This is a genomic window from Alkalihalobacillus alcalophilus ATCC 27647 = CGMCC 1.3604 (assembly GCF_000292245.2).
GTDB lineage: Bacteria > Bacillota > Bacilli > Bacillales > Bacillaceae_D > Alkalihalobacillus > Alkalihalobacillus alcalophilus.
The window spans coordinates 46,364-72,204 of sequence record NZ_ALPT02000008.1 but is presented as its reverse complement, the minus strand read 5'-3'; the positions used below and the strand labels follow the sequence as shown (position 1 = coordinate 72,204).

28 protein-coding genes and 1 riboswitch are annotated in these 25,841 nt (G+C 37.2%); of the genes, 19 read left to right on the top strand and 9 right to left on the bottom strand.

Going from position 1 to position 25,841, the window contains the following annotated elements; genetic code table 11:
• Nucleotides 1–279: 279 nt before the first annotated feature.
• Both BALCAV_RS03545 and BALCAV_RS03540 read right to left on the bottom strand, forming a co-directional pair.
• Nucleotides 280–612 carry a heme oxygenase gene (locus BALCAV_RS03545; protein ID WP_003324820.1) on the bottom strand — a complete coding sequence of 111 codons (333 nt, stop codon included), beginning with the start codon at nucleotides 610–612 and terminating at the stop codon, nucleotides 280–282.
• A gap of 125 nt (nucleotides 613–737) precedes the next feature.
• Nucleotides 738–1,526 (bottom strand): alpha/beta hydrolase, encoded by a 789-nt coding sequence (locus tag BALCAV_RS03540; protein WP_003324819.1) that lies wholly within the window; start codon nucleotides 1,524–1,526, stop codon nucleotides 738–740.
• Nucleotides 1,527–1,752: 226 nt separating this feature from the next.
• On the opposite strand from BALCAV_RS03540, the gene BALCAV_RS03535 reads away from it, so the two are divergent.
• The 13 genes from BALCAV_RS03535 (at nucleotide 1,753) to BALCAV_RS03475 (ending at nucleotide 13,762) form a co-directional block, all read left to right on the top strand.
• Entirely contained in the window at nucleotides 1,753–2,919 is a 1,167-nt protein-coding gene (locus BALCAV_RS03535; RefSeq protein WP_003324818.1) for a D-alanyl-D-alanine carboxypeptidase family protein, read from the top strand.
• Nucleotides 2,920–3,040: 121 nt separating this feature from the next.
• Nucleotides 3,041–3,391, top strand: a complete 351-nt coding sequence (gene spoIIAA / locus BALCAV_RS03530) for an anti-sigma F factor antagonist (protein ID WP_003324817.1) — start codon at nucleotides 3,041–3,043, stop codon at nucleotides 3,389–3,391.
• Nucleotides 3,392–3,835, top strand: coding sequence for an anti-sigma F factor (spoIIAB, locus tag BALCAV_RS03525; protein WP_003324816.1), 444 nt, complete (start codon nucleotides 3,392–3,394; stop codon nucleotides 3,833–3,835). It begins immediately after the preceding gene.
• Between the two features lie 12 nt (nucleotides 3,836–3,847).
• Complete coding sequence (sigF, locus tag BALCAV_RS03520) at nucleotides 3,848–4,621, top strand: RNA polymerase sporulation sigma factor SigF (RefSeq protein ID WP_003324815.1); 774 nt, start codon at nucleotides 3,848–3,850, stop codon at nucleotides 4,619–4,621.
• Between the two features lie 657 nt (nucleotides 4,622–5,278).
• Complete coding sequence (locus BALCAV_RS03515) at nucleotides 5,279–6,205, top strand: ABC transporter ATP-binding protein (RefSeq protein ID WP_003324648.1); 927 nt, start codon at nucleotides 5,279–5,281, stop codon at nucleotides 6,203–6,205.
• Nucleotides 6,198–7,439: an ABC transporter permease gene (locus BALCAV_RS03510; RefSeq protein ID WP_003324649.1), complete on the top strand. Its 1,242-nt coding sequence runs from the start codon at nucleotides 6,198–6,200 to the stop codon at nucleotides 7,437–7,439. The genes BALCAV_RS03515 and BALCAV_RS03510 overlap by 8 nt, the downstream gene beginning before the upstream one ends.
• 172 nt (nucleotides 7,440–7,611) lie before the next feature.
• Nucleotides 7,612–8,070, top strand: coding sequence for a stage V sporulation protein AC (gene spoVAC / locus BALCAV_RS03505; RefSeq protein WP_003324650.1), 459 nt, complete (start codon nucleotides 7,612–7,614; stop codon nucleotides 8,068–8,070).
• A 27-nt stretch (nucleotides 8,071–8,097) separates the two neighbouring features.
• A complete protein-coding gene (gene spoVAD / locus BALCAV_RS03500; RefSeq protein WP_003324651.1) occupies nucleotides 8,098–9,102 on the top strand; it encodes a stage V sporulation protein AD in 1,005 nt (334 codons plus the stop codon).
• 3 nt (nucleotides 9,103–9,105) lie between these two features.
• The gene (gene spoVAE, locus BALCAV_RS03495) at nucleotides 9,106–9,456 is read left to right on the top strand and encodes a stage V sporulation protein AE (protein WP_003324652.1); all 351 of its coding nucleotides are present in this window, start codon (nucleotides 9,106–9,108) and stop codon (nucleotides 9,454–9,456) included.
• Between the two features lie 7 nt (nucleotides 9,457–9,463).
• Nucleotides 9,464–10,042, top strand: coding sequence for a stage V sporulation protein SpoVABEA (spoVAEA, locus tag BALCAV_RS03490; protein ID WP_003324653.1), 579 nt, complete (start codon nucleotides 9,464–9,466; stop codon nucleotides 10,040–10,042).
• A complete protein-coding gene (locus tag BALCAV_RS03485) occupies nucleotides 10,023–11,507 on the top strand; it encodes a spore germination protein (protein ID WP_003324654.1) in 1,485 nt (494 codons plus the stop codon). The genes spoVAEA and BALCAV_RS03485 overlap by 20 nt, the downstream gene beginning before the upstream one ends.
• A gap of 88 nt (nucleotides 11,508–11,595) precedes the next feature.
• Nucleotides 11,596–11,774, top strand: a riboswitch (Lysine riboswitch).
• Nucleotides 11,775–11,896: 122 nt separating this feature from the next.
• Nucleotides 11,897–13,216, top strand: a complete 1,320-nt coding sequence (gene lysA / locus BALCAV_RS03480) for a diaminopimelate decarboxylase (protein WP_003324655.1) — start codon at nucleotides 11,897–11,899, stop codon at nucleotides 13,214–13,216.
• A 111-nt stretch (nucleotides 13,217–13,327) separates the two neighbouring features.
• The gene (locus BALCAV_RS03475; RefSeq protein ID WP_003324656.1) at nucleotides 13,328–13,762 is read left to right on the top strand and encodes a peptidylprolyl isomerase; all 435 of its coding nucleotides are present in this window, start codon (nucleotides 13,328–13,330) and stop codon (nucleotides 13,760–13,762) included.
• Nucleotides 13,763–13,866: 104 nt separating this feature from the next.
• On the opposite strand, the gene BALCAV_RS03470 is transcribed toward BALCAV_RS03475, so the two are convergent.
• From BALCAV_RS03470 to BALCAV_RS03460, 3 genes are read right to left on the bottom strand one after another with little or no spacing between them, the layout of a single operon-like run.
• Nucleotides 13,867–14,343, bottom strand: a complete 477-nt coding sequence (locus BALCAV_RS03470; RefSeq protein ID WP_003324658.1) for a hypothetical protein — start codon at nucleotides 14,341–14,343, stop codon at nucleotides 13,867–13,869.
• A 52-nt stretch (nucleotides 14,344–14,395) separates the two neighbouring features.
• Nucleotides 14,396–14,968, bottom strand: a complete 573-nt coding sequence (locus tag BALCAV_RS03465; protein WP_003324659.1) for a GNAT family N-acetyltransferase — start codon at nucleotides 14,966–14,968, stop codon at nucleotides 14,396–14,398.
• 37 nt (nucleotides 14,969–15,005) lie between these two features.
• Complete coding sequence (locus BALCAV_RS03460; RefSeq protein ID WP_003324660.1) at nucleotides 15,006–15,377, bottom strand: iron chaperone; 372 nt, start codon at nucleotides 15,375–15,377, stop codon at nucleotides 15,006–15,008.
• A 259-nt stretch (nucleotides 15,378–15,636) separates the two neighbouring features.
• Here BALCAV_RS03460 and BALCAV_RS03455 point away from each other — a divergent pair, with 259 nt between their 5' ends.
• A complete protein-coding gene (locus BALCAV_RS03455) occupies nucleotides 15,637–16,086 on the top strand; it encodes a DUF2512 family protein (RefSeq protein ID WP_003324661.1) in 450 nt (149 codons plus the stop codon).
• Nucleotides 16,087–16,148: 62 nt separating this feature from the next.
• On the opposite strand, the gene BALCAV_RS03450 is transcribed toward BALCAV_RS03455, so the two are convergent.
• A complete protein-coding gene (locus BALCAV_RS03450; protein WP_003324662.1) occupies nucleotides 16,149–17,018 on the bottom strand; it encodes a LysR family transcriptional regulator in 870 nt (289 codons plus the stop codon).
• A 381-nt stretch (nucleotides 17,019–17,399) separates the two neighbouring features.
• Between BALCAV_RS03450 and mmgD the strand changes: the two genes are divergently transcribed.
• Genes mmgD through prpB form a run of 3 tightly spaced genes read left to right on the top strand, consistent with a single transcriptional unit; the run spans nucleotide 17,400 to nucleotide 20,884 of the window.
• The gene (mmgD, locus tag BALCAV_RS22525) at nucleotides 17,400–18,503 is read left to right on the top strand and encodes a citrate synthase (RefSeq protein WP_003324632.1); all 1,104 of its coding nucleotides are present in this window, start codon (nucleotides 17,400–17,402) and stop codon (nucleotides 18,501–18,503) included.
• 18 nt (nucleotides 18,504–18,521) lie between these two features.
• Nucleotides 18,522–19,958 carry a bifunctional 2-methylcitrate dehydratase/aconitate hydratase gene (locus BALCAV_RS22520; RefSeq protein WP_003324630.1) on the top strand — a complete coding sequence of 479 codons (1,437 nt, stop codon included), beginning with the start codon at nucleotides 18,522–18,524 and terminating at the stop codon, nucleotides 19,956–19,958.
• 11 nt (nucleotides 19,959–19,969) lie between these two features.
• Nucleotides 19,970–20,884: a methylisocitrate lyase gene (prpB, locus tag BALCAV_RS03435; protein ID WP_003324629.1), complete on the top strand. Its 915-nt coding sequence runs from the start codon at nucleotides 19,970–19,972 to the stop codon at nucleotides 20,882–20,884.
• Between the two features lie 238 nt (nucleotides 20,885–21,122).
• On the opposite strand, the gene BALCAV_RS03430 is transcribed toward prpB, so the two are convergent.
• The 3 genes from BALCAV_RS03430 to BALCAV_RS03420 are packed head-to-tail and all read right to left on the bottom strand — an operon-like array spanning nucleotide 21,123 to nucleotide 22,990.
• Entirely contained in the window at nucleotides 21,123–21,812 is a 690-nt protein-coding gene (locus BALCAV_RS03430; protein ID WP_003324628.1) for an ABC transporter ATP-binding protein, read from the bottom strand.
• Nucleotides 21,809–22,192, bottom strand: a complete 384-nt coding sequence (locus tag BALCAV_RS03425; protein ID WP_003324627.1) for a GntR family transcriptional regulator — start codon at nucleotides 22,190–22,192, stop codon at nucleotides 21,809–21,811. Before BALCAV_RS03425 ends, BALCAV_RS03430 begins: the two co-directional genes overlap by 4 nt.
• A gap of 3 nt (nucleotides 22,193–22,195) precedes the next feature.
• On the bottom strand, nucleotides 22,196–22,990 hold the full coding sequence (locus BALCAV_RS03420) for a hypothetical protein (protein WP_040323499.1): 795 nt from the start codon (nucleotides 22,988–22,990) through the stop codon (nucleotides 22,196–22,198).
• Nucleotides 22,991–23,175: 185 nt separating this feature from the next.
• On the opposite strand from BALCAV_RS03420, the gene BALCAV_RS03415 reads away from it, so the two are divergent.
• On the top strand, nucleotides 23,176–23,694 hold the full coding sequence (locus tag BALCAV_RS03415) for a small multi-drug export protein (protein WP_003324388.1): 519 nt from the start codon (nucleotides 23,176–23,178) through the stop codon (nucleotides 23,692–23,694).
• A gap of 252 nt (nucleotides 23,695–23,946) precedes the next feature.
• On the top strand, nucleotides 23,947–25,656 hold the full coding sequence (locus BALCAV_RS03410) for an ABC transporter ATP-binding protein (RefSeq protein ID WP_003324389.1): 1,710 nt from the start codon (nucleotides 23,947–23,949) through the stop codon (nucleotides 25,654–25,656).
• The last annotated feature ends 185 nt before the right edge of the window (nucleotides 25,657–25,841 follow it).

Sequence of the window (25,841 nt, the reverse complement as noted above, 5' to 3'; positions counted from 1 at the left end):
GGAAAAGAGGTAACCAAATGGTGATGGAGACAATAAAAGGGAAAGAGCAAAAGGAAAAGAGGTAACCAAATGGAGATGGAGGCAAGAAAAGGGAAGGAGCGGTCAGAAAAGAGGTGTCCAAATGGAGATGGAGACAATAAAACGCAGAGCCGCAGAGAAATAGTGATCTCCAAAAAAGAGCATAACCATAAAATAAAGAGTCAGAGAGTGAATGTTACCAACAAAGTAAGGGATGGAGCATACAAAAAGCCGATCAATTTATCGGCTTTTTAGAAGGACCTATGATTTGGCTTCAATCGTTGTAGCGACTTTGGCAATCACGATTTCGCTACCGAGCATGGGCGAGTCTTTTTTCTCTTCATTTGAATCTGATTTTGGTCTTGCATGGGCTTGTTTAAAAGCATCACTCGATTTCCAAGCTTCAAAGTTTTCTAACTCTTCCCAATACATATTGACACTTAATTCATCATGTTCTTCTATGTTTTGCCTAATTGTCGTTTCGACCTTAATAAAGCCTTTCATTTCTTGAAGGGGACCCGGTTTGGTAAAGTTAGGGGCCATTTTTTCAGCAAAGCCTTTTTTGATTTTGATTCGATTCGTTACGATATACATCAAGTTTCCTCCTTCAATCATTAACTCATTCCATTTAATTGTACCAATTTTATAAGGAGAACGCGAATATGAGCTTCCTTTTTATCTGTATCAGAAAGCTTGAAGTCAGGTTAGAAAATATCTGATTAGGCCTTTATGATAAGATGTTCACTTGTTTTTTGAAATAACTCTTGTTCCCAATTGCTATTTGTAAAGGTGTGATCGGCAAATGAGATGAACTCTGCTGAAAAAAGGCCAGATGAATGAGGAGTTAAAAAAGCTTCTTTATACTTAGTTACATTTTGAACGGAAATGTCTTGGTCACGTTCTCCATGAAAAACAAGCAAATCGCCTTGATAGTGTTGAATGTTTTCGAGCGGTTTATGTTTTTTTAAATCATTGAAAAATTCTTCACTTAATAAAAAACCAGAAAAATCAAAGAGTCCACTCGATTTTGCAAGTGTTTCGGCACTTTCACCTGTAATTGAAAGGATTTCTTCATAAGGGTTTGCAACAGGTGCCCATAGGATCACTTTTTGTAGTCCTCTAATTTCATTTGCTGTTAAAGCAGCAATTCCACCACCTAAACTATGGCCCAATAAAATGAGGTTTTTGTCCTTTACTTTATAAACGTGTTTTACATGATTGATTATGGCTTTTAATTCTTCTATTTGTTTTGTGACGGTCACGTCTTGGTAGTGTCCGGAGCTTTCGCCACAACCTGAAAAGTCGAATCGTAATGTTGCATAGCCTAAGTGATGAAAATGTTGAGCGGCTTTCACGAAGAGTCGATGTTCCCCGACTTTGTTGCCAACAAATCCATGTATAAAAAGGATGAGAGGGTGGACATGCGGCTCATACTCATCTTGGGATTCAAAAACAGCAGATAATTCTCTAGTGCCAACTGTTACTGTAATATTTTCTTTTCTCAACATTTGTACACTCCTTTTTAAAATATATTATTCCTATTTATTTACTTGGTTTTATTATAGCTCGATTTGAATGAAAAAACAATTCATCCTTTTGAACCCTTTTTATTAAATGAATCATTCGTATAGGAAACTCGTTTACTGGAAAAACTGGAAAGTAGTGAGTTGTGACGTCGGTAGTATTTAAACGTCCTCAAGATTCAAAGAAAAATGTTAAGTCGGAGGGTCAATTATGAAGAAATTCAAAGGATTTATTGTTTTAAGTATTTTAATTAGTTTTTTGTTTGCTCCATTAGCACAAGCAGCAGAGGAGAAGCAGCAGGCAGAATTAGCTGAACAGTCTTCCTCAGCGATTGTTATCGAAAGGGATACAGGACAAGTTTTATTTGAAAAAAATAGTCATGAAAAATTACCACCTGCAAGTATGACGAAAATCATGACGATGCTTCTGATTATGGAACAGATCGATAAAGGATCCTTAAAATATGAAGATATGATTCGCACAAGTGAAAATGCGGCATCGATGGGAGGTTCCCAAGTTTTCCTTGAGCCTGGTGAAGAGATGACGGTTACGGATATGTTAAAAGCGATTGCGATTGCTTCTGGAAATGATGCATCTGTAGCAATGGCCGAGCATATTGCGGGTACGGAAGATGAGTTTGTCAAAATGATGAACCAAAAAGCGAAGGAACTAGGCTTAGAAAATACGAATTTTATGAATTCAAATGGACTACCAGCTGCAGAGCATTATACGACTGCACATGATCTCGCGATTATTTCAAAAGAGCTTCTAAAGTATGAAGATATTACAAAGTTCACGAGTATTTATGAAGATTATTTACGTAAAGGAACAGAGAAAGAGTTTTGGCTAGTGAATACAAATAAACTAGTGAAATTCTACCCTGGGGTCGATGGATTAAAAACAGGATTTACAAGAGAAGCTATGTATTGTTTAACGGCAACGGCTGAGAAAAATGGAATGCGTGTCATCACCATTATAATGGGAGCGCCAACGCCAAAAGAACGAAATGCCCAAATTACGGCAATGCTCGACTATTCATTCAGTCAATACATGACACACCCTATGTATGAACGTGATTATCTGATTGAAGAAATTTCAGTGATTAAAGGAGATAAAAAGAAAGTTCCTGTTTTAACGAGTGAATCGATTTCTCTTTTAACTAAAAAAGGGGAAAACATAGATGATGTTGTCGAACGAATTGAATGGAAGGAAGATGTTAGAGCACCAATTCAAAAAGGGGATACTTTAGGCACTTTATTCCTTGAAAAAGACGGTAAGGTGTTAAGTGAATCACCACTTGTATCAGGAGAAGATGTCGATAGTGCCTCTTGGTGGCAATTATTTAAACGAGTTTTATCGAAATTCGGAGCAAATTAAAAAAAACACTACTTTTTTCGAAAACGATCTAGTTTTGTCAGGCGGGCAGGGATTCATAAAAATAAAGGCGAACTACTCTCTAGCAATTAAAAAAGTCAGGAAAAAAAGGGAGTTGAATCATATGAGTTTGATTATTGATTTAGAGCATAAGGATAAGGTATTGCTCGTTCGTCTTGAAGGAGAATTGGATCATCATACGGCAGAAACACTCCGAACACAAGTGGAGGAAAAATTAAAGCAAACTCAAGTTAAACATATTGTCTTAAGCTTAGAGCAGCTATCATTTATGGATAGCTCTGGGCTTGGAGTGATTTTAGGACGATATAAATATGTCAAAGCATTAGGTGGAGAAATGGTCGTTTGTTCAATCTCTCCAGCTGTTAAGCGTTTATTTGAAATGTCAGGATTATTTAAAATCATTCGCTTAGAAAAAAATGAACAGTTTGCACTTCAAACGTTAGGGGTGGCTTAAATGTCAAAAAATGAAATGGAAATCCGTTTTTCTGCCAAAAGTGAAAATGAATCTTTTGCTCGTGTGACAGTCGGAGCTTTTATCGCCCAACTAGATCCGACGATGGATGAAATGACAGAGATTAAAACGGTCGTTTCAGAAGCCGTTACGAACTCCATTATTCATGGCTATGGAAATGACCCAGAAGGAATGGTCTATATTCATGCGGTTTTGGACGAACAAACGATTGAATTAACGATTCGTGATGAAGGTATGGGCATTACCGATATTGAAGAAGCAAAACAGCCTTTATTTACAACAAAACCAGAATTAGAGCGTTCCGGTATGGGCTTTACAATTATGGAAAACTTTATGGATGAAATGAAAGTGAATTCTGAACCGATGATCGGCACGTCGATTTATTTGAAAAAGCACCTTACTAAAACTAAAGCCATTTTTAATTAAGGGGTCGTGCCTATGGATGTAGAGGTGAAACAAACCAAAAAGAAGCAGGTGCAATTGTCGGATAAGGAAGTAAAGTCTTTAATCGAAAAAAGCCAGGCTGGTGATCAAGAAGCAAGGGACTTGATCGTCAATCGAAATACAAGGCTCGTTTGGTCTGTTGTACAGAGGTTTATGAATCGTGGGTACGATCCTGATGATTTATTTCAAATTGGATGTATTGGCTTAATTAAATCAGTCGATAAATTTGATTTGTCCTATGATGTGAAATTTTCAACCTATGCTGTTCCGATGATTATCGGAGAAATTCAACGCTTTTTAAGAGATGATGGAACGGTTAAAGTCAGTCGTTCCATTAAAGAATTAGGCAATAAAATTCGCAAAGTAAAGGATGAGCTGACAAAATCATTCGGGCGTGTTCCAACTGTAAATGAAATTGCCGAACATTTAGAAATCCCTCCAGAAGAAGTGGTTTTTGCAGGGGAGGCGAGCAAATCTCTTTCTTCCATTCATGAGACAGTCTATGAAAACGATGGTGACCCGATTACATTGCTTGATCAAATCGCTGATCAATCGGAAACGAGATGGTTTGATAAAATTGCTTTAAAAGAAGCGATTCGAGATTTGGAAGAACGAGAACGTTTAATCGTTTATCTTCGGTATTATAAAGACCAAACTCAATCCGAAGTAGCCGAACGATTAGGTATCTCACAAGTACAAGTGTCTCGACTAGAGAAAAAAATTCTTGAACAAATGAAACAAGTGATGACCGACGAGGTAGAAGGTTAGTTAAATTGAACAAGTTATTTTTAATGACAAGCCTATTTAAGATGGGCTTGTTTTTTTGTGGGGGATAGCGAAATCAGGAGAGGTTCCGATACGAAAAACGGGTGATTGGTAATGAAAAACGGTGCTTTTGGAAATTAGTGTGCGAATAAAAGGGGAATGGTAATGAAAACCGATGCTGCGGGAAATTAGTGTGCGAATAAAAGGGAATTGGTAATGAAAAGCGGTGCTGCGAGAAATTAAGGTGCGAATAAAAGGGAATTGGTAATGAAAAGCGGTGCTGCGAGAAATTAAGGTGCGAATAAAAGGGAATTGGTAATGAAAAGCGGTGCTGCGAGAAATTACGGTGCGAATAACTGGTAATAGGTAATGAAAAGCGGTGCCACGAGAAATTACGGTGCAAAAAATGAAATAATCAAGGAATGTATTGCAAAGTTCTAAAATGAGCTTTGTTTTTTATTGACAGATTAATCGAATGGATTTATAGTTAACTACATAACTAACTAACCGAATAACTTACCATATAACTGAAAGGTTCTTATCTACTAGTTAATCAGGTAAATTAAAAGTGAGGAAGGCAGCTGCACATCAAATAAGTTGAAACTTTTAGGAAGAAAGGACGTATATAACAAAAGAGAGAATAGGAAAGGGAGATGAGAAATGGATCCAGTATTAAAGGTGAAAGGGCTTGGCAAAGCGTTTAAAGACAAAAAAGTCATTTCAGATATTACATTTGAAGTTCATAAAGGGGAGATTATGGCGATTCTTGGTCCAAATGGAGCCGGGAAGTCAACATCGATTCGGAACATTATGGGGATTATGTATCCGGATGAAGGAGAAATTAGCTTTTTGGGAGAACAAGTAAAGCATGTTCCTCGTGCAAAAATTGGCTATTTACCAGAGGAACGTGGGTTATATAAAAGTGTAAAGGTGATTGATTTACTTCTTTATTTTGCCGATTTAAAAGATTATCCGCTCAAAAAAGCCCGTGAGCGAGCACTAGATTTATTAAAAAAGTTAGGGTTAGAAGGAAAGGATAAAAGTTCAATCGAAGAGCTTTCCAAAGGGATGGCCCAAAAAGTTCAATTTATCGCTTCCATTATTCATGAGCCTGAATTATTAATTTTAGATGAACCATTTTCAGGATTGGATCCAGTCAGTCAAGAGTTGTTTAAAAAAGAAATTAAACAGTTGGCTAATAACGGGACAGCCATTTTATTATCATCTCATCAAATGAATATTGTTGAGGAGCTTTGTGATCGACTTTTTATGATTCACCGTGGTCAAAAAGTGATTTATGGTTCTTTAGATGAAGTAAAACGGAAATTTGCGAACTTTAAATGTACGATTATTGGAGAAAACGAGCTTTCCGTGTTAGAACGATTAAATAATGTGGAACGTGTTGAACAAACAGGAGACCGCTCTACATTATTTTTAACTAAGGACGTTCAAATCAATGATTGGATTAGACAGTTGTCAGCTGAACTCGATATTCAAGAATTAACGATTGATCGTATTTCTTTACATGAGATTTTTATTGATATTGCTTCTGATCGGTTAAATGGAAAGGAGTTTCTCAATGCGTAATAGTTTAAAAGTGGCCAAATGGGAAATCAAACGAAATTTATTAAATAAATCATTCATTATTTCGATTGTATCAACACCACTGTTATTTCTGTTGTTTTTCTCCATTCCGATGTTATTTAGTGGTGGCGATGGAGAAGAGGCGGCGCTCAATGTTTATATAAACGATCCATTGGAAGTATGGGCTGAACTAGAAAATGAACTTAACTTAGAGGCCTTAAATTGGGAAGTGGAGGATCATATTGTTAATGAAGGTTTAATGTTAGAAGAATTAAAGGAACTAGAAAATAGTGTGTATCTTTCATTAACAGAAGAAGAAATCTTGACGGGGCATATTCCCGTTTACATGAGTGATGATTTGAGTGAAGCAGATGTGTATGTTTTACAGGCTTTACAGTCGTCCTTGAAACAAATTCAATTAGAGAAATTAGGTTTTGAATTAGAAGAAGCAACTGTAGCAACCGCACCAATCGTCTTTGATCCGCAAGTGCAAACTAGTAATCAGACCGATGGTAGTGGAGAAACGGAAGAAGCAGCAAGTGAATTTTCGTTTTTAGAGCGGTTAGTTCCTGGAATCTTTGCTGGGGTCATTTTATTTTCTGTCGTTATTACAGGGATGATGATTTTTACAAGTGCCTCACAGGAAAAGAAAGAAAAAGTGTCTGAAATGATTTTGTCCTCGATTACACCATATGATTTGATGCAAGGAAAAATCATCGGCTATTTTGCTCTTGGAATCATTCAAGTAACAGGGTGGATTGTCCTAATTCTGCCATTCCTAGTCTGGTATGTCGATTTTCCATTATTAAGTTATTTATTCGTGCCAGAATTGCTTGTCCTTGTCGTAATCGCGATTGCGGGTTACTTATTATTTGCGTCAATTTTTGTTGGGATCGGAGCAACTGTTGATGAGGTGAGTTCTACAAGTAACTTCCAAGGGATTGTCTTTATGTTACCTTGGCTACCATTTATTTTAATTGGACCGATTTTGGCTGATCCAGAAGGGTTGATTGCCCAAATTGGAAGCTTTGTTCCATTTACTGCACCAGGTGTACTCATTATTCGTCTTTCAATGCTTGAACAATGGCCATGGATTGAGATTATTATTGCATTAGTGATTTTATTTATTTCGATTTGGTTGTTAATGAAGCTAGCAGGAAAAGTATTTAAAACAGGCATTTTAATGTACGGTAAAAATGCAACACCGAAAGAAATCTTAAAATGGATTAAACAATAACATTTATAAGAGGAACGTCATTCATGATGAATGGCGTTTTTTGATTCTCTTAATGGATGAATGAATAAGAATGAAAAAAAGTGGATGTCACATACTAACAAAAAGAATGTGAGGAAGAGCTTGTGACTTGTGTTTGTATTCAGACTTTAAACGAAATAAAGGAGCTCCGATGATGGCAAATTCAAAACAAATTCAACAATATCATAAAAACATTGAGCTTTTTCAACCGAAACGAGGTTTTTTTAATAAGGGTTTTAAGGCGTTTTGTATCGGTGGACTTATTTGTATGGCTGGGCAATGGATCAGCAATTTCTATCTTTCGTCCCTAGCCATTAATGAAATCGAAGCGAGAAGTTTGATGTTATCGACAATTATTGTCATCACGGCTTTATTAACAGGATTAGGAGTTTTTGATCGGTTCGGACAATATGCGGGGGCGGGGACATTAGTACCGGTCACAGGTTTTACAAATGCGATGACGAGTGCAGCGTTAGAATATCGAAGTGAGGGTTTAGTTTATGGAGTAGGGGCCCATATGTTCAAGTTAACGGGAGCGATCATTGCCTTTGGAGTTTTAGCTTCTTATATCGTCGGTCTTATTCGTTTATTAATCCAATTTATTATCAACTAAGAGAAATTAAGCAGAGGAGTTGTCTGGATGCGTTTTAAAAAACAAACATGGATTTATAAAACTCCTATTTATGTCCAATCGACAGGGACAGTTGTTGGTCCAAAAGAAGCGGAAGGCCCGTTAAGAGAAAGCTATGATAAATATTATGAAAAACTTTATTGTGGAGAAGAAACATGGGAATTAGCGGAACGAAAATTGATGAAAGAAGCGATTGAAATTAGTTTAGAAAAAGCAGGAAGGAAAATTGAAGAAATCGATTTTTTTATTGCGGGTGATTTATTGAATCAGATGGTGACATCTAATTACATAGCGAAGGATTTACCGATACCCTATTTGGGCGTATTTTCTGCATGTGCTACTTCTATGGAAGCCATGGCTACTGGAGCTCTATTGCTTGATGGCGATTATGCCGATTCGGTCCTAGTTGCAACGAGTAGTCATCATTCTACGGCAGAAAGACAATTTCGTTACCCGACTGAGTTTGCGGTACAACGTTCTGAAACTTCTTCATTTACAGTGACAGGGGCTGGAGCTAGTTTGATAAGCAAAGAAAAAAATCATATTCGTCTTCACTCGGCAACGATTGGCAAAGTTATTGATTACGAGATTAAAAATCCTTTTCAATTTGGAGCAGCCATGGCTCCAGCAGCTGTTGATACGATGAAAACCCATTTACAAAATACAAATACGACGGTAGAAGACTATGACTTAATCGTCACAGGTGATTTAGCGCGTGTAGGATCTGGAATTTTGCATAAGCTATTGGAAGATGAGGGGATTACACTTCCAAAAAATTATGATGATTGTGGTGTGATGATTTATGCTCCAGGACAAAATGTCTTTTCTGGAGGGAGTGGAGCGGCCTGTTGTGCGGTCGTCACCTTTGGTCATTTATTTAATGAAATGAAAAAAGGAAAATTTAAGAGGTTACTTGTTGTTGCGACTGGGGCTTTATTAAATCCTTTTATGATTTATCAAAAGGAATCGATTCCATGTATTGCTCATGCAGTCTCCTTTCAATTGGAGGGATAAAGTATGGAATATATAGCTGCTTTTCTTGTTGGAGGACTTATTTGTTTTTTAGGACAAGTATTGCTTGATCTAGGGAAACTATCACCGATTCATACTCTTTGTGTGTTGGTCACATTAGGTGCTTTGTTAGATGGGTTTCATTTATATGATCGGTTAATTGACTTTGCTGGGGCAGGTGCCTTTGTTCCGATTACGAACTTTGGTCATTCTTTTGTCCATGGTGCCATGCTTGAAGGTGGCAGAGAAGGGTTTATTGGGATTGGGATGGGGATGTTTGAAGTAACATCTGTCGGTCTTTCCTCGACGATTTTGTTTAGTTTTTTAGCTGCCATTTTCTTTAAACCGAGGGGGTAATGAAGTGTTGGATAAACGTGATGTCATCTTTATTACGGATGGTGACGATGCAGCCAAAAAGGCCGTGCAATTAGCGGCAACTGAAGTAGGTGGTCGGTGTATTAGTCAATCATCAGGAAACCCTTCTCATTTGACAGGAAAAGAATTAGTCCAACTTATTTTAAAAACTCCAAATAGTCCTGTGTTGGTTATGTTTGATGATAGTGGGAGTCGTTATGAAGGTTTAGGTGAGCATGCGATGAGAATCGTCTATGACCATCCGCAAATGAATGTGTTAGGAGCGATAGCCGTAGCTTCTGCGACTCATTCGCGTGAATGGGCAAAGATTGATGTTAGTATCGATCGTTTTGGTAACTTAACTGAATACGGTGTAGACAAAGCAGGATTTCCAGACTTAGAAATTGGGAGAATAAATGGCGATACATTATATATATTGGATGAGTTTAACCTGCCGATAGTCGTTGGTGTAGGAGATATCGGGAAAATGGGTGGTTTTGATCTTGTGCAAAAAGGAGCACCCATTACGAAAAAGGCGGTGCAGCTAATCTTAGAAAGGAGTGGATTTTATGACAAAACCAACCGTTGAGGAAAAGTATTTCTCAAAAAATTATGATGAGAATATCGCATACTTGGAAAAAAGGCTTGGCCTTGACCAAACATTTGATGTTGGGGTTCGGGAACTCGTCATATTAGACAAGAAAATTGGCATCTATTATGTAACGGGTCTCACAGACAACTTATATATTATTGAAATTATGAAGGAGCTCATGGAACTCGGGGCGAGAAACCGGAAAACGACGGAAGTTTTTGCAACTATAAAAAATCATTTGACACATGTACAAGTAGAAGAAACGAATTCGGTCAATCAAGCGATTACGCAAATGCTTTCTGGTCTTATTTTTATCATTGTTGAAGGATATGATGAAGCGTTTATTATCGATGTGCGTTCATACCCAGGTCGAGGGCCGGAAGAACCTGATACAGAAAGAGTCGTTCGTGGGGCACGAGATGGTTTTACCGAAAACATAATAATTAATACTGCTTTAGTGAGACGAAGAATTCGAGATGAGCGGTTACGTAATGAGATCACTAAGGTCGGTGTTCGGTCGAAAACAGATATTTGCATTTCGTATATTGATGGAATTGCCGATCCAGACCTTGTTAATATTCTAAAAAAAGAGCTCGGTGCGATTGAAATAGATGGGATCACGATGTCAGATAAAGTGATTGAAGAATATATTGTTAGACAAGGTTATGATCCATTTCCGCTTGTGCGTTATACGGAGAGACCAGATGTCGCTGCGACTCATCTGCTTGAGGGCCATGTGTTGATCATGGTCGATACATCACCAAGTGTTATTATTACACCGACGACGTTTTTCCATCATATACAGCATGCAGAAGAATATCGTCAAGCACCAGCTGTGGGTACTTTTTTAAGGTGGACGAGAACACTAGGGATATTTGCCTCATTATTTATTATTCCGTTTTGGTTATTGTTGGTCATTAACCCGGCCCTTTTACCGCCTATTTTAGATTTTATTGGTCCAGAGGAAACAAATAATATTCCGATTCTCTTACAGATTCTTTTTGCTGAGTTTGGGATTGAGCTCCTGAGGATGGCAGCTGTCCATACGCCTTCTCCTTTAGCAACGGCATTAGGGTTAGTAGCTGCATTACTGATTGGAGAAATGGCGATTGAAGTCGGCTATTTTACAGCTGAGGTTATTTTATATGTAGCCTTAGGGGCGATTGGTATGTTTGCGACCCCTAGTCATGAGTTAGGGGTGGCACTTCGAATTGTCAGGATTTTACTCGTACTTGCGGTTGGATTTTTTAAAGTGCCTGGCTTTGTGATTGGAACGCTCCTTTTAATCCTTTGCTTAACGGCAATTAAGCCTTTAAATAAGCCGTATTTCTGGCCATTTATTCCATTTGATCCTCCAGCATTATGGCAGCTCGTGATTCGTGCTAATGTCCCTTCGATGCGATGGAGACCGAGTATTGTAAGCCCACAAGACCCAATTAAGCAGGATGTGAAAAAAGAATAAAAATGATTGATAATTGGTGAATGATCTGGTTGCGACAAACGTATGATTATGGTAAAGTTATAGCAACAATTTCATGAACCTCATGTGAAAGTGGGGTAGAGGTGCAAGGCGAATGAGTATACTTAAAGAGCTAGTGGATAGCGATGACTTAAGTAAAAAGGTCAACTTGCCGAAGCATATAAATGTACCACCATTTATAAAGCTGGGTCGTTATTGAATAAATAACGGACTGTCACTGATTTTGATCAGTGGAGAACTATTCTTTTTGAGTGAGGTTACGTCAGCAAACAGCTAGTGTAACAACTAGCTGTTTTTTCTTTTTTAGTAGGCTTAACAATGATAGGTGTTCTCCACAAAAGAGATGACGATCGTATAAAGGAGAGAGATAAATGTATACACATGGAACGAGTCGAATTAATGAATTTGGTCATTTAGAAATTGGTGGGGTTGATACGGTCCAACTAGCGAAACAATATGGAACACCTTTATTTGTTTATGACATGGCCTTAATTAAACAACGTGCTAAACAATTTCAAGATGCATTTATAGATGAGGGCGTACCTTATCAAGTAGCGTATGCTAGTAAAGCTTTTAGCTGTTTAGCGATGTTTCAATTAGCTTCAGAGCTAGGCTTAAGCCTTGATGTTGTTTCTGGTGGGGAATTATATACAGCGATCAAAGCCAATGTTCCAATGGGACGTATCCATTTTCATGGCAATAACAAAAGCATAAGTGAATTAGAAATGGCTGTTGAAGCTAAAATTGGTTGTGTTGTTGTTGATAACTTTTATGAGCTTGAACAGCTAAGTCGGATTTGTTTAGAAAAAGAAACAAAGATGAATGTTTTGTTACGTATTACACCTGGAGTTGAGGCTCATACACATGATTATATTTCAACAGGCCAAGAAGATTCTAAATTCGGATTTGATTTAGAAAGCGGTCAAGCGGCTGAAGCGATTGAACGTGCTTTAAAGGCAGAAAAAATTGAATTATTAGGCATCCATAGTCATATTGGTTCGCAAATCTTTGAAACAACTGGTTTTGTGATGGCGGTTGAAAAGATTTATCAATATATTAATCAATGGCGTGAAAATTATCAATATGTCCCAAAGGTTTTAAATTTAGGTGGTGGTTTTGGTATCCGTTATACGGAAGAAGATGCTCCACTACCAGTTGGAAATTATATCAAAGAGATGATCCGTGTTGTTAAAGAAAAATCGGCGGAATCTAATATGGACCTTCCGGAAATTTGGATTGAGCCAGGTCGTTCTTTAGTTGGGGATGCGGGTACAACTCTTTATTCGATCGGTTCTTCTAAAGAACTTCCTGCGATTCGTCATTATTTATCTGTTGATGGTGGGATGAGTGATAACTTAAGACCAGCCTTATATCAAGCAAAATATGAGGCTGTACTTGCAAATAGAGCGGCTGAACAAACCGAAGAGGTGTACTCGATTGCAGGGAAATGCTGTGAGAGTGGTGATATGCTCATTTGGGATTTACCATTACCAAAAGCCAATCATGAAGATATTCTCGCTGTGTTTTGTACTGGGGCATACGGATACTCGATGGCAAATAATTATAACCGAATTCCTCGTCCTGCTGTTGTATTTGTAGAGGAAGGCGATGCATATGTTGTGATTGAGCGCGAAAGCTATGCCGACTTAATCCGATTAGATAAGCCTTTAGTAAGTGTTGTAAAGCAATAGTAATATAAGGAAGCGATCTTGACGATTTTGGAAAGATTGCTTCTTTCATTTCACTTTCAATATGAATTCGTGTACAATAAGGTGAATCTAATAAATGGAGGTATACATATTATGAAAAAAGGTAGCATTACTTTCGAAAATGGCGAAAAAATCGTCATCGACTTTTATGAAGAAGCAGCACCAAATACAGTAAAAAACTTTGAGGACTTAGCGAATAAGGAATATTACAATGGTTTAACATTCCACCGTGTTATTCCTGGCTTTGTTGCTCAAGGCGGTTGCCCAGTTGGAAACGGAACAGGCGGCCCTGGTTACAGCATCAACTGTGAAACAGCAGGAAACCCACACAAACACGTAGCAGGTGCTCTTTCAATGGCACACGCTGGTAAAGACACAGGTGGTAGCCAATTCTTTATCGTTCATGAGCCACAACCACATTTAGATGGTGTACATACCGTATTCGGTCAAGTTGTCGAAGGTCTTGATTCAATTTACCGCATCAAGCAAGGTGACGTAATGCAAGAAGTAAAGGTTTGGGAAGAGTAATAAATGAAGAGCTCTGGATTCAATTCCAGGGCTCTTTTTATGTTTTTTAATGATAGCAAGTTGATTTCTCTTTTCTAAAACCATTAAAGCATTAAGTTACCCTTTTATAAATACTCATTAATACATATAAAATCACCTATATTTTTCAGGTGCAATCTACAATTTGGGGGTATTTGGCCGTATACAACAAAAAGTTCTTTTTCAATTTTCCTTATTTGTTTAATCCTATCTAAATTAGCTATGCATACTTGTTCTAATAAGAGTCCAGATGTTATATAAGACCAAATTGAATTAAATGCTAATAGGATTTCTTTTTTTGTTTTTTCCTTTAGATTAGGGAAAATATTAGTGAGCAATGAAGTTTCTATTGAACCATAAAGAACATACTCATGTTCTTTTTCTATTAACTTACATTGTTCTTCCCAGCAATGTTTTATTTTTATAGCACTTTCAACCTTTTCACTATTAGTAAGTTTTATTGGTATTATTTGATTTTGATTGTTTAATAATGAGTAACAGAAAACAATAAAATTAAAAGAGTACGGGGCAGTCACTTTTGGATAATCTGAACCTTCAGTCATTTAAAATGACCCTCCAATTTTATTCGATTATTTCGAAACCTCTATCTATTATTTACATATTAAAAGAAGAGTACTCTTCTTTTAGGATAGAATACATTTTGATATCCGCGTGTTTTCCTTTTACTAACATGCCTTTTCGAATAGTCCCTTCAAAAGACATCCCTATTTTTTCCATGACTCGTTCTGACCCTTTATTTTCTACAAAACATCTTGCTTGAATACGAATCAATTCCATTTGATGAAAGCCAAATTTAATTAATTCATTTGCTGCTTCTGTCGTAATCCCTTGTCCCCAATAATCTGGAGAAATGACATAGCCTAATTCTGCTATACGATGTTTGACTTGCCACGAAACAAAATCAATCGTACCGATTAATTTTCCGTTTGCTTTAAACACAATTCCCCAAAGGCCGATTTTGTTCTTTTCATATTGGGTTAGGACAAATTCAACAAACTCTTTAGTATCAGCTAATGTCTTGTGTGTTTCCCAAGTAACGTATGTAGATACTTCACCCTTAGAACAATAATCATACATATCTTGTATATCATCTAAAGTTATTTTTCTTAAGATAAGACGTTCTGTTTCTAATATAGGTAAATGGCCGAATATATTCTCTATCTCCATAAAGTCACCTCTGAATTTCTAATGGTTATCCTATTTTTTATTTCCGCCAAAAAGTGGTGCAGTCTGCTTTATCGATTATATTAAATTCGATCATTTTCTTAAGTAAAGAGAAATCTATTGGACGATTCCACTTCATACGAACTAACTCTTTCGTATGATCAAAGCCAGCCTCGATAATTTCATCAGAAAAATGATCAATCCCTGCCTTTTCTGGGGCAACGGCTAAATGTTGTTTAGATACGCTAAAACCGATAATATATGTGTCATGATCGGTAAACATTGGCTGATTCCAGGCAATTTTAGGCACTAAGTTTGGAAATTCCTTCGTTACCCAAGTTAAAACTTCTTCCGTTCGCTCTCGATGATCTGGATTATCAATTTTTGTTAAATATTCTGTAAAAACATCCATGTTGTTTCCTCCTAAAATAAATATGGGAACTTTTAGAGTACTTACTTCGACGCATGAGTCGATTAATCCCCCTCATAGACTTGCTTAGACATGTTCTCAACTATAGATTTTATCATTTTCATGACCTTATGAGGACTTATGATATGAAAGTTTTTTTCAAAAGTGAATCTATTCTTTATTCGCTAGAGTCCGTTGAATCTGCGATCGGTGAATAGTTCATTTTGGTTGAAACATACTATGAGTGAAAGGAGTCAAAAAAATGCAGTATTTCAAAGCGTTATTACTTAAATGGGTGATCTCTTTTGCCTTTTTGTTTATCATTTTTGGTTTATTTTATCATGTATCAATCGGCAATGTGTTTGTTCTGTCTTTAGTAGTAAGTGTTGTTTCTTATTTAGGTGATTTATTTATTATGCCGCGAATCAGTAATACAGTCGCAACGATCACTGATTTTGGTTTAGCCCTTTTCCTTATTTGGTTCGTTAGTCAAAGTTTAACATATGGAGCGAATTTATTTTTCCCATCGTTACTAGCGGCAACAGGTTTAGCAATCTTTGAGTATTACTATCACCAATACTTACTGATGTATGTACTAAATAATGGTGAAAAGTTAGAAAAAAGAACAGCTCCTTATCGTTATCAAACAGAAGCCTCAGAAGAAATTGCTCCAAATAAAGAAGAAATAAAACGAGATGATGACCCTAAATAAGTGAAAGTACCTGAGTAAAGGAAATTGCTTAGGTACTTTTTATCGGTCAGTGTTGTTTCTGTTTAAAGGGCTTTGACGTCTATTTTTTTAATGAACTCGACAAAAGAACGAACTAGGTTTAGTTGTAAGGTGGATTCGTGATAATACATCCAAGTATGGCGTGTTAATTTTTCACCAGATGGAAGTACTAACGGTTTTGTAATTAGCTCTGGATAAGGCCTGACAACTAAATTTGCCAATATACCATAGCCTAATCCATTAATAATCATTTCCTTACAAGTTTCCACTTGATTCACTTGAATATTAATATTTGGTGGTTGCTGGTAGAGCGTATACCACCATCGTTCGGTAAGATTTCTCATATTTTCATCGGTATGATAATCAATTCTCGGTAAAGTAGGTAGCTCTTCCCAGTTGAATTCCCAAGGGGAGGCGACACAAATTTCTTCTTCGTAAAGTAAGTCCTTTTTCCCCTTCCAAGCAAAATCGCCTTTAATAAAACTAATATGGACGTCTTGATTTAAGATGAGGCGATACATATCACTACTCCAGCCTGTCACGACTTGAAATTCAACATTTGGGTAAACTTGTTTAAATAGTCTTAGGAGTTTGGGCATTTTATGGGTTGCAAAAAAGTTGGATACGCCGACTCGTAATGTTCCTGAAACTTGGTTTTTCATATTATCAATCGTTTCTTCGATTTTTCGTAGTTCACCTAACATTTTTTTTGCATGTAAGACTAATTTCTCTCCTTCTGGTGTAAACATCACTCCGCGTTGTTTTCGAATAATTAATGGAACACCGTAATATTCTTCTAACTTTTGTAACCTCGACGTAAGGGTTGGTTGTGATACAAATAGTTTTTCAGCAGCTAAAGTTATGTTTTCTGTATGAAATAAAGTAACGAGCATTTCCCAATCCTGTTTTTTCAAAAGTGAACACTCCGATCTCAGATATAGAAAAAATCTATCGTTATTAATAAAAATTATATATTTTTCTAATTGTTTGATCAATTTTATAATAAAGACAGATAACGAATTGTTGTTATTTTTTGATTTTATTTGAAGGTATGAAAGGGTTTACAAAGAAATGATTATGAAGGAAATAAAAATGAGGTAAAGGAGGTAGTATCGTTTATTGATTAAGGTGATCGAACTGTATAACAATCTAAAAATATCAATCTAGCTGCGTCCGTTAGAAGCTCGAGAAAAATCGCCCATCTGAATGAAGACAAAAAGCGTCTTCATCAGCTGTTCTAATTTTTTCTCGCTTCTGAGCAAATGGACTCCGCTTTATACTTAAGGAGGATGTTTATGAGCTTAAAAGAATATGGTCCTGGTTTAGAAGGAGTTATCGCTGCAGAAACAGAGCTTTCATTTTTAGATACAGAAAAAGAGAAGATTGTCATTCGAGGCTATGATTTAATCGAACTTTCCAAAACAAACGATTATCTCGATATTGTCCATTTATTATTGGAAGGCGAGCTACCTAAAGAGAAGGAGAAGGAAAAGACCGTTGAAAAATTAAAAGAGAATTATGATCTTCCAATGGAGATTTTTTCAATCATGAAGTTACTACCGAAAAATACGCATCCAATGGACGGGCTACGTACAGGTCTTTCTGCCTTAGCTGGTTATGATACAGATATTGAAAACCGTCATTTGGACATCAATAAGGAACGTGGCTACCGGCTACTTGGCCAATTGCCAACGGTTACGGTTAATGCTCATCGGATTCTGAACGGAAAAGAGGCGATTTTGCCAAATCCCCTATTAACTTATAGTGCGAACTTTTTATACATGATAACGGGAGAGGTTCCAGAGGACTGGCAAACGGAGATTTTTGATCGCTCTTTACTTTTATATAGTGAGCACGAGATGCCAAACTCAACGTTTGCGGCAAGGGTTATCGCCTCAACAAATTCGGATATGTATGGGGCCTTAACGGGAGCGGTCGCCTCTTTAAAAGGGCATTTGCACGGTGGAGCAAACGAAGCGGTAATGTATATGTTAAATGATGCATCCACGGTTGCTGATTTTGAAGAGCAATTATATCAAAAGCTTGTCAAAAAAGAAAAGGTAATGGGATTTGGACATCGTGTTTATATGAAAAAGATGGATCCAAGAGCATTAATTATGAAGGAATCGTTAAAACAATTAAGTGAAAAAGACGGTGATTTCTTATTATTAGAGATGTGTGAAGCGGGTGAAAAAGTGATGCGAGAAGAGAAGGGACTATATCCTAACCTCGATTATTACGCGGCACCAGTTTATTGGAAGCTCGGAATTCCAATTGAACTATATACACCGATCTTTTTTAGTGCGAGGACAGTTGGACTCGCCGCACATGTGGTAGAGCAGCATTCAAATAACCGCCTATTCCGCCCACGTGTTCGTTATATTGGCAAAGATTATTAATTGAAGGGAAGATAGTTGATGATTAAAACGAATGAAAACCAGAAAACCGATCTTTTATTAGAGCAAATAGCCGATTATGTGTTAAATGAAGAGATTACGAGTGAAGAGGCTTTTTCGACTGCACACTATGTGCTCATTGATACACTCGGCTGTGGCATTCTTGCCTTAAATTATCCAGAATGTACAAAGCTGCTCGGACCAGTAGTACCAGGAACGATCGTCCCAAGTGGTGTTCGAGTCCCAGGTACGTCACATGTGCTCGATCCAATTCAAGGAGCTTTTAATATTGGGACGATGATTCGTTGGTTGGATTATAATGACACTTGGTTAGCAGCGGAATGGGGTCACCCTTCTGATAATTTAGGCGGTATTTTGGCAGTCGCTGATTTTGTTAGTCAAGAAAGATTAAAAAAAGGTCAAGAGCCAATGAAAATGTTGGAAGTTTTAGAAATGATGATTAAAGCTCATGAAATCCAAGGGGTGCTTGCTTTAGAAAATAGTTTAAATCGAGTCGGACTAGATCATGTTCTTTATGTCAAGATTGCGACAACAGCGGTCGTAACAAAAATGCTTGGTGGTAGTCGTGAGGAAATCATTAATGCTCTTTCTAATGCTTGGATCGATAATTCAAGCTTAAGAACGTATCGTCATGCACCAAATACTGGCTCTCGTAAATCTTGGGCAGCAGGAGATGCGACGAGTCGAGCGGTTAGACTTGCTTTAATGGCGGTCAAAGGTGAAATGGGCTATCAAACGGCTTTAAGTGCACCGGGATGGGGCTTCCAAGATGTTCTTTTTAATAAAAAAGAATTGGTGTTAAGCCAACCACTTAAGAGTTATGTTATGGAAAACGTCTTATTTAAAGTCTCTTATCCAGCTGAATTTCATGCACAAACGGCAGCTGAAGCGGGAGTTGCTCTTCATCCGCAAGTGATCAACCGTTTAGATGAAATCGATAAAATTGTCATTACAACCCATGAATCGGCTATACGGATTATTGATAAAAGGGGTCCATTAAATAATCCAGCTGACCGTGATCATTGTTTACAATATATTACGGCAATCGCTTTATTAAAAGGCAATATTGTAGCAGAGGATTATGAGGATGATGTCGCTGTTGATCCTAGAATTGATCAATTGAGAGCAAAAATGGTCATTAATGAGAATCCGCGTTATACGGCTGACTATCTCGACCCAGAAAAACGCTCCATCGCTAATGCCGTTCAAGTTTATTTTAAGGATGGACATTACACAGAGGAAGTCGAATGTGAATATCCACTTGGTCACAGGTTCCGCCGTGATGAAGCGAAACCAAAAATCACGGAAAAATATCATCATAATTTGTTAACTCATTATTCCAAAAAGCAATTAAAAGAAATAGAAGCAATCAGTTATGATTATGCAAAACTTTCGACGATGAATGTCGATGACTTTGTAGAATTATTTGTGAAGTAAGGAGGGGAAGTATGGCTTGGATTATTGAACAACCAATATCGCAAGAAGAATTAGCGAGTCAGTTTAAGCAACTCATCGAAAAAAAAGAGATTTTACAAATGCCTGGAGCACATGATGCGATGGCTGGATTAGTTGCGAAAAAGGCAGGCTTTGCCTCATTATATTTATCGGGAGCCGCTTATACCGCTAGTAAAGGGTTACCTGACTTAGGGATTATTACGTCGACAGAAGTGGCCGAACGAGCTCGTGAAATTATTCGAGCAACCAACTTGCCACTACTTGTTGATATCGATACAGGTTTTGGTGGCGTGTTAAACGTGGCGAGGACGGCCCAAGAAATGTATGAAGCTCATGTCGCAGCTGTTCAAATTGAAGACCAACAATTGCCAAAAAAATGTGGGCATTTAAACGGAAAAGAGCTTGTGACAACAGAGGAAATGGTCCAAAAAATTCAAGCGATTAAAAAGACTGCACCATCTCTTATCATCGTGGCGAGAACCGATGCTCGGGCAAATGAAGGATTAGCGGCGGCGATTGAGCGTGCCAAAGCATATGTTGAAGCTGGAGCAGATGCGATCTTCCCAGAAGCCTTACAATCAGAGGAGGAATTTCAGCAATTTGTCGAACATATCAAAGTCCCTTTATTAGCGAATATGACCGAATTCGGGAAAACGCCTTATTTAACAGCGGAGGAATTTGAGAAATTAGGTTATCAAATCGTTATTTATCCTGTTACGTCCTTACGAGTAGCTGCGAAAGCTTATGAACGTGTGTTCCAACTGATTAAAAAGGAAGGTACACAGGTCGGGGCTCTTGAAGATATGCAAACAAGGAAGGAATTGTATGAAACGATTTCATATGATGACTTTGAAGAGCTTGATGAGAAGATCGCTAAAACGATTTTAAATGAGATTGAACATAAATGATGATGGAAGAGCTGTTTCAAAAGATCAATCGATCTTTTGAAGCAGCTTTTTAGTAAAATCAAACGTTTTGAGAGGAATATGGAAAAGGGGGGAATAAGTATTGGTAATGAAAAATCAAGAGATGTGAAATTACAGTGCGTAAAAGTCGGAATAGGTAATGAAAGGATGTGTTGTACCCAATTACGGTACGAATAAAAAATTCATAACGACACCTAGCCTCGTTCAATTTGAGTTTTCATTATGCATAGAGCGACTTCATCCATTCCAATACACCTTTATTCTCTCTCATTCTTAAATCATCCACATGATTATGACCGATGATTTGCCCGTCTTTTAGGACGATGACTTCATCTAAAATCATTTCAACTTCCATTACTTCATGGGTCGTAATTAAAATCAATTGTTTCTCTAAATCAATAAAGGAGATGAGGCTTTTAATAATCGAATCGCGTACAAGTGGGTCTAATCCGGATAGAGGTTCATCCAAAAGAACGATTGGAACATCTCGGGCTATGGCTAAGATGATTTTTAAACGACTCCGATTTCCTTTGGATAAATGTTTCACTTTGTCTGCAGCTTCTAAGTTCATAAAATTAATCATTTCTTTTGCTTTTTCCATATTAAAATCAGCAAATTGACTTTGATAAAAAGCGAGCGTATCCGAAACAGTCATATAAGAGTAAAAGTGATCATGATCAGATAAATAACTTACTTTTGCCGCGATTCGACGAGTCACTTTTTCTTCGGATATTGTGACTTCGCCATTTGAAGGGTGGATAAGTCCAGCGATTAATTTTAAGAGGGTTGATTTTCCGCTGCCATTTTCACCAATTAAACCAATGATGTTCCCGAGTGACAACTCAAGGTTTACCTCCTTTAAGGCTGTTTTCCTTTTATAATGTTTGGTCACATTTGAAAATTGAATCATCCTTTTTCACCTCGATTATATTCATTAAGAAATTCTTCTAAGCCTGTTAAAATCTCTTCCTTTTGATAACCCATTTCGTACATGCTACTAACAAATTGAGCAATTTCCTCATTTTTTAACTTCTGTCGCATTTCTTCGAGTACAACTTGATTCTCAGTTACAAATGTGCCTTGACCACGCTTTGATTCAGCGATTTCTTCTGACTCTAATTCACGATACGTCCGTTGCACTGTATTCGGATTGACTCCAGATTGCAGAGCCATCTCTCGAACAGAAGGAAGTTTATCGCCCGGTTTTAAATCATTGCGAACAATTTCTTTTTTAATTCGTTCCACTAGCTGGATGTAGATTGGTTTTGATGAATGAAAAGTATCGCTCATAGGTTACACCTCAATTTTTCGATCAAGGAGCCAACTTGTAACGAAAAATAACCCAATGAGAATAAGTCCTTCTATTACATACCTCCCCATATAAAAAGAAGGGCTGGTTTGCTCAAGTGTAATCGATATTTTGTCTATGGAATGGGTGAAGTTAAACCAGCTCGTTGTATTTTCAAGTGAGATTAATCCCCAATTAGTTAGTGAAGAAAAGAAACTTGTTTGTGTAAATTGACCATAGATAAACATCGATAAGAGAAAGAGAAACAGGGTTAGGATAAAACTGAATCCTGTGTTTAGATAATTTTGTGAACATAGATAAATGACCCAAAAGAAAAGAAAGACGACCGTCATTTGCAATGAAAAGTTAACAAACAAAGACAGAAAAAGGGTGATTGCTTCAGGTAAAACAGATACGCCACTCTGATCGAGTGAAAAGCTTAACCCCCCAAGCAGGATGGGGATGAAAAACAGAAAAGTCGTGAATATCATAGAAAGAACCATAGAGATAACCCCAGCCGCTATTTTCGCTAATAATAGGGCATATCCAGGCAAGGGGTTATGCAACCAGAACTGAAGCTTTTCTTTTTGTAAACTATTTAATAAATAAATAATAAGAAAAAATAAATGGAAAAATAGGAGCAGTAAAGCGAACATGGTTATCTGTTCAAAGGGCATTCCTCCAATAATAGAAGCGATAAAACTCACGGTTGTTATAACAAGTGTTCCGGCTAAAACGGCATAGAGCATCCCAATACCTAAACGAAATTCTTTTTTGACTAATTGAATCCAAGCACTCATTTTTATTCCTCCTATACATTTTGTTCTAGTGTATTAATTGAATAGTACACTAGAACAAGTCGAAGCGTCAATCAGTTTATCAAGATTATGGAAAATAGTCTTATTTAAGCTTTTTTTATTCAAAATGAAGGGTAGGAAGATAAATTCTTTACATTTTTAGTATAAGAGGTAAAATAAAAGAAATTGTGAGAAATTGGAGGAGATGGATTATCGCTTTTATTATTGCGTACATTATTGTTTTTTTAGCGGCGGCGACACCATTTATTGAAGTTGTATTTACGATTCCTGTCGGGGCGCTTGCTGGATTAAATGTTTTCCTTGTCACTTTAGTTGGGGTAGCTGGAAATGTCATTACGGTTATTTTAGTGATTGCTCTTGCTGATCGAATTAGAGAATGGCAGAGGAAAAGAAGAGAGAAAAAAGGGAAGGGTTCAAATAAAAAAAATGCAAGAGCGGAAAAAATCATGAATCGATATGGGCTCCCAGGCCTAGCTATTCTCGGGCCTGTTTTTGTTGGAAGTCATTTGGCTGTCCTGTTGGCGATTTCACTTGGAAGCAGTAAGAAGTTAGTGACGGCTTGGGTGTTAGGCAGTGTAATCGGCTGGGCTATCGTGACTGGAGTCGTTTCCTATTTTGCTTTGGATTTATTGGATCTTACTAATAATGGTGGTTTCTTATATGATTTATTAGAGCGTTATAGCTAATCTGAAAAGTGAAATGAATAACGTTTGTTCCATTTTGAATGAAGAGGTTTACGACTCTTCATTCTTTTTAATTTGCCAAAATTATCTTGATCAAGGATTGAAAATGTTTGGAAATCAGTTTATAATTGATTATCATTATCAATTAGTTCGTTTTCTTTTATTTATAGATATAAATAAAGCTTTTTTTTGCTAATTATTTCGTCTATCTAAGTATCAAAGAGAAAATGAACTTGTTAGGGAGAGTGAGATAGATTGTTAAGACGATTTTTTTCTTATTATAAGCCGTACAAATGGCTCTTTATTCTTGATTTTTCGTGTGCCATTTTAGTAGGTTTGCTTGAGTTGGCGTTTCCGATCGCGGTTAACCAAGTCATTGACCGTTTGTTGCCACAAGGGGAATGGCATATTATCATTTGGGCGTGTGTAGGTCTTCTGATTATTTATGGTCTAAATACATTTCTTCATTTTGTTGTCACTTATTGGGGACATAAGCTTGGGATTAATATAGAAACAGATATGAGACAAAAGCTGTTTGGTCATATGCAAAAGCTTTCCTTTGGTTATTATGACAATAATAAAACAGGTCATTCGATTTCAAGATTAACGAAGGACCTTGAGGAAATTGGCGAAGTTGCCCATCATGGGCCAGAGGATGTTTTTGTTGCAGTGATGACTTTGCTTGGAGCTTTCTTAATTATGCTAGGCATCAACTGGAAGCTCGCGATTATCTCATTTATCGTCATTCCATTACTAATGATCTTTGCCATTCACTTTAATAAAAAAATGACTAAGACGTTCCGAAAAATGTTTGGTGATGTCGCGGAAATTAATTCTCGTGTTGAGGATAGTATTGGCGGAATTCGTGTTGTTCAAGCCTTTGCCAATGAAAAATACGAGCAGAAACAATTTGCGAAAAACAATCAAATGTACCGCCAAACAAAACTTGAATCCTACAAAATTATGGCACAAAACGTCATGTCCAACTATATGTTTATGCGGGTCGTGACTTTATTTACGCTTCTTTTTGGGACCTTTTTTGTCATTAATAACGAATTAACGTATGGTGAATTTGTTGCCTTTATTTTATTATCGAATATTTTACTTGGACCGATTCAAAAAATTAATGCGGTGATTGAAAGTTATCCAAAAGGAATTGCTGGCTTTAAACGATATACAGAAATTATGGATACAGAACCGGATATTGCCGATCATCCAAACGCAAAGGATATTACTGTGGATGGGGCGATTTCCTATCAAAATGTCTCATTTGGATATGGTGGAAAAGAGAATATTTTAGATAATATCAGCTTATCGATTCAACCAGGGGAAACGGTTGCTTTTGTGGGGCCATCAGGTGCTGGTAAAACAACATTATGTAGCTTATTGCCTCGTTTTTATGAAATAGGTGAAGGGAATATCTATGTTGATGGTCATAACATCCAAGATATTACCTTACAATCGTTACGAACACAAATTGGAATCGTGCAGCAGGACGTCTTTTTATTCTCAGGGACGATTCGTGAAAATATTGCTTATGGAAAGCTGTATGCAACCGATGAGGAGATTTATGAAGCTGCTAAAAAAGCTCAGTTAGATGATTTCCTTCGTTCACAACCAGAAGGTTTACAAACGGTGATTGGCGAAAGAGGCGTGAAGTTGTCTGGTGGACAGAAGCAAAGATTGGCTATTGCTCGAATGTTTTTGAAAAACCCACCGATTTTAATTTTGGATGAGGCGACTTCTGCTCTTGATACGGAAACGGAGATGGCGATTCAGCAGTCATTAGCTGAACTTTCAAAAGGGAGAACAACGTTAGTGATTGCTCACCGTTTAGCGACGATTAAAAATGCCGATCGAATTATTGTCGTCACAAAAGAGGGTATAACGGAACAAGGAAATCATGAAGAATTAATCGAGCAAGATGGTGTGTATAGCCGCCTTCATTATGCTCAGTTTGGATAAAGAGAGCTAGCCGCAAATGATAACGATTTGCGGCCTTTTTATTTTTATGTTCTTGTGTTTTTATCGTTAGAATAAATATAAACGTACATTTAGTCTAGCTGCATCCGTTAGAAGCTCGAGAAAATCGGTCGTCTATATGAAGACAAAGAGCGTCTTCAATAGTCGCCCTATATTTTTTCTCGCTT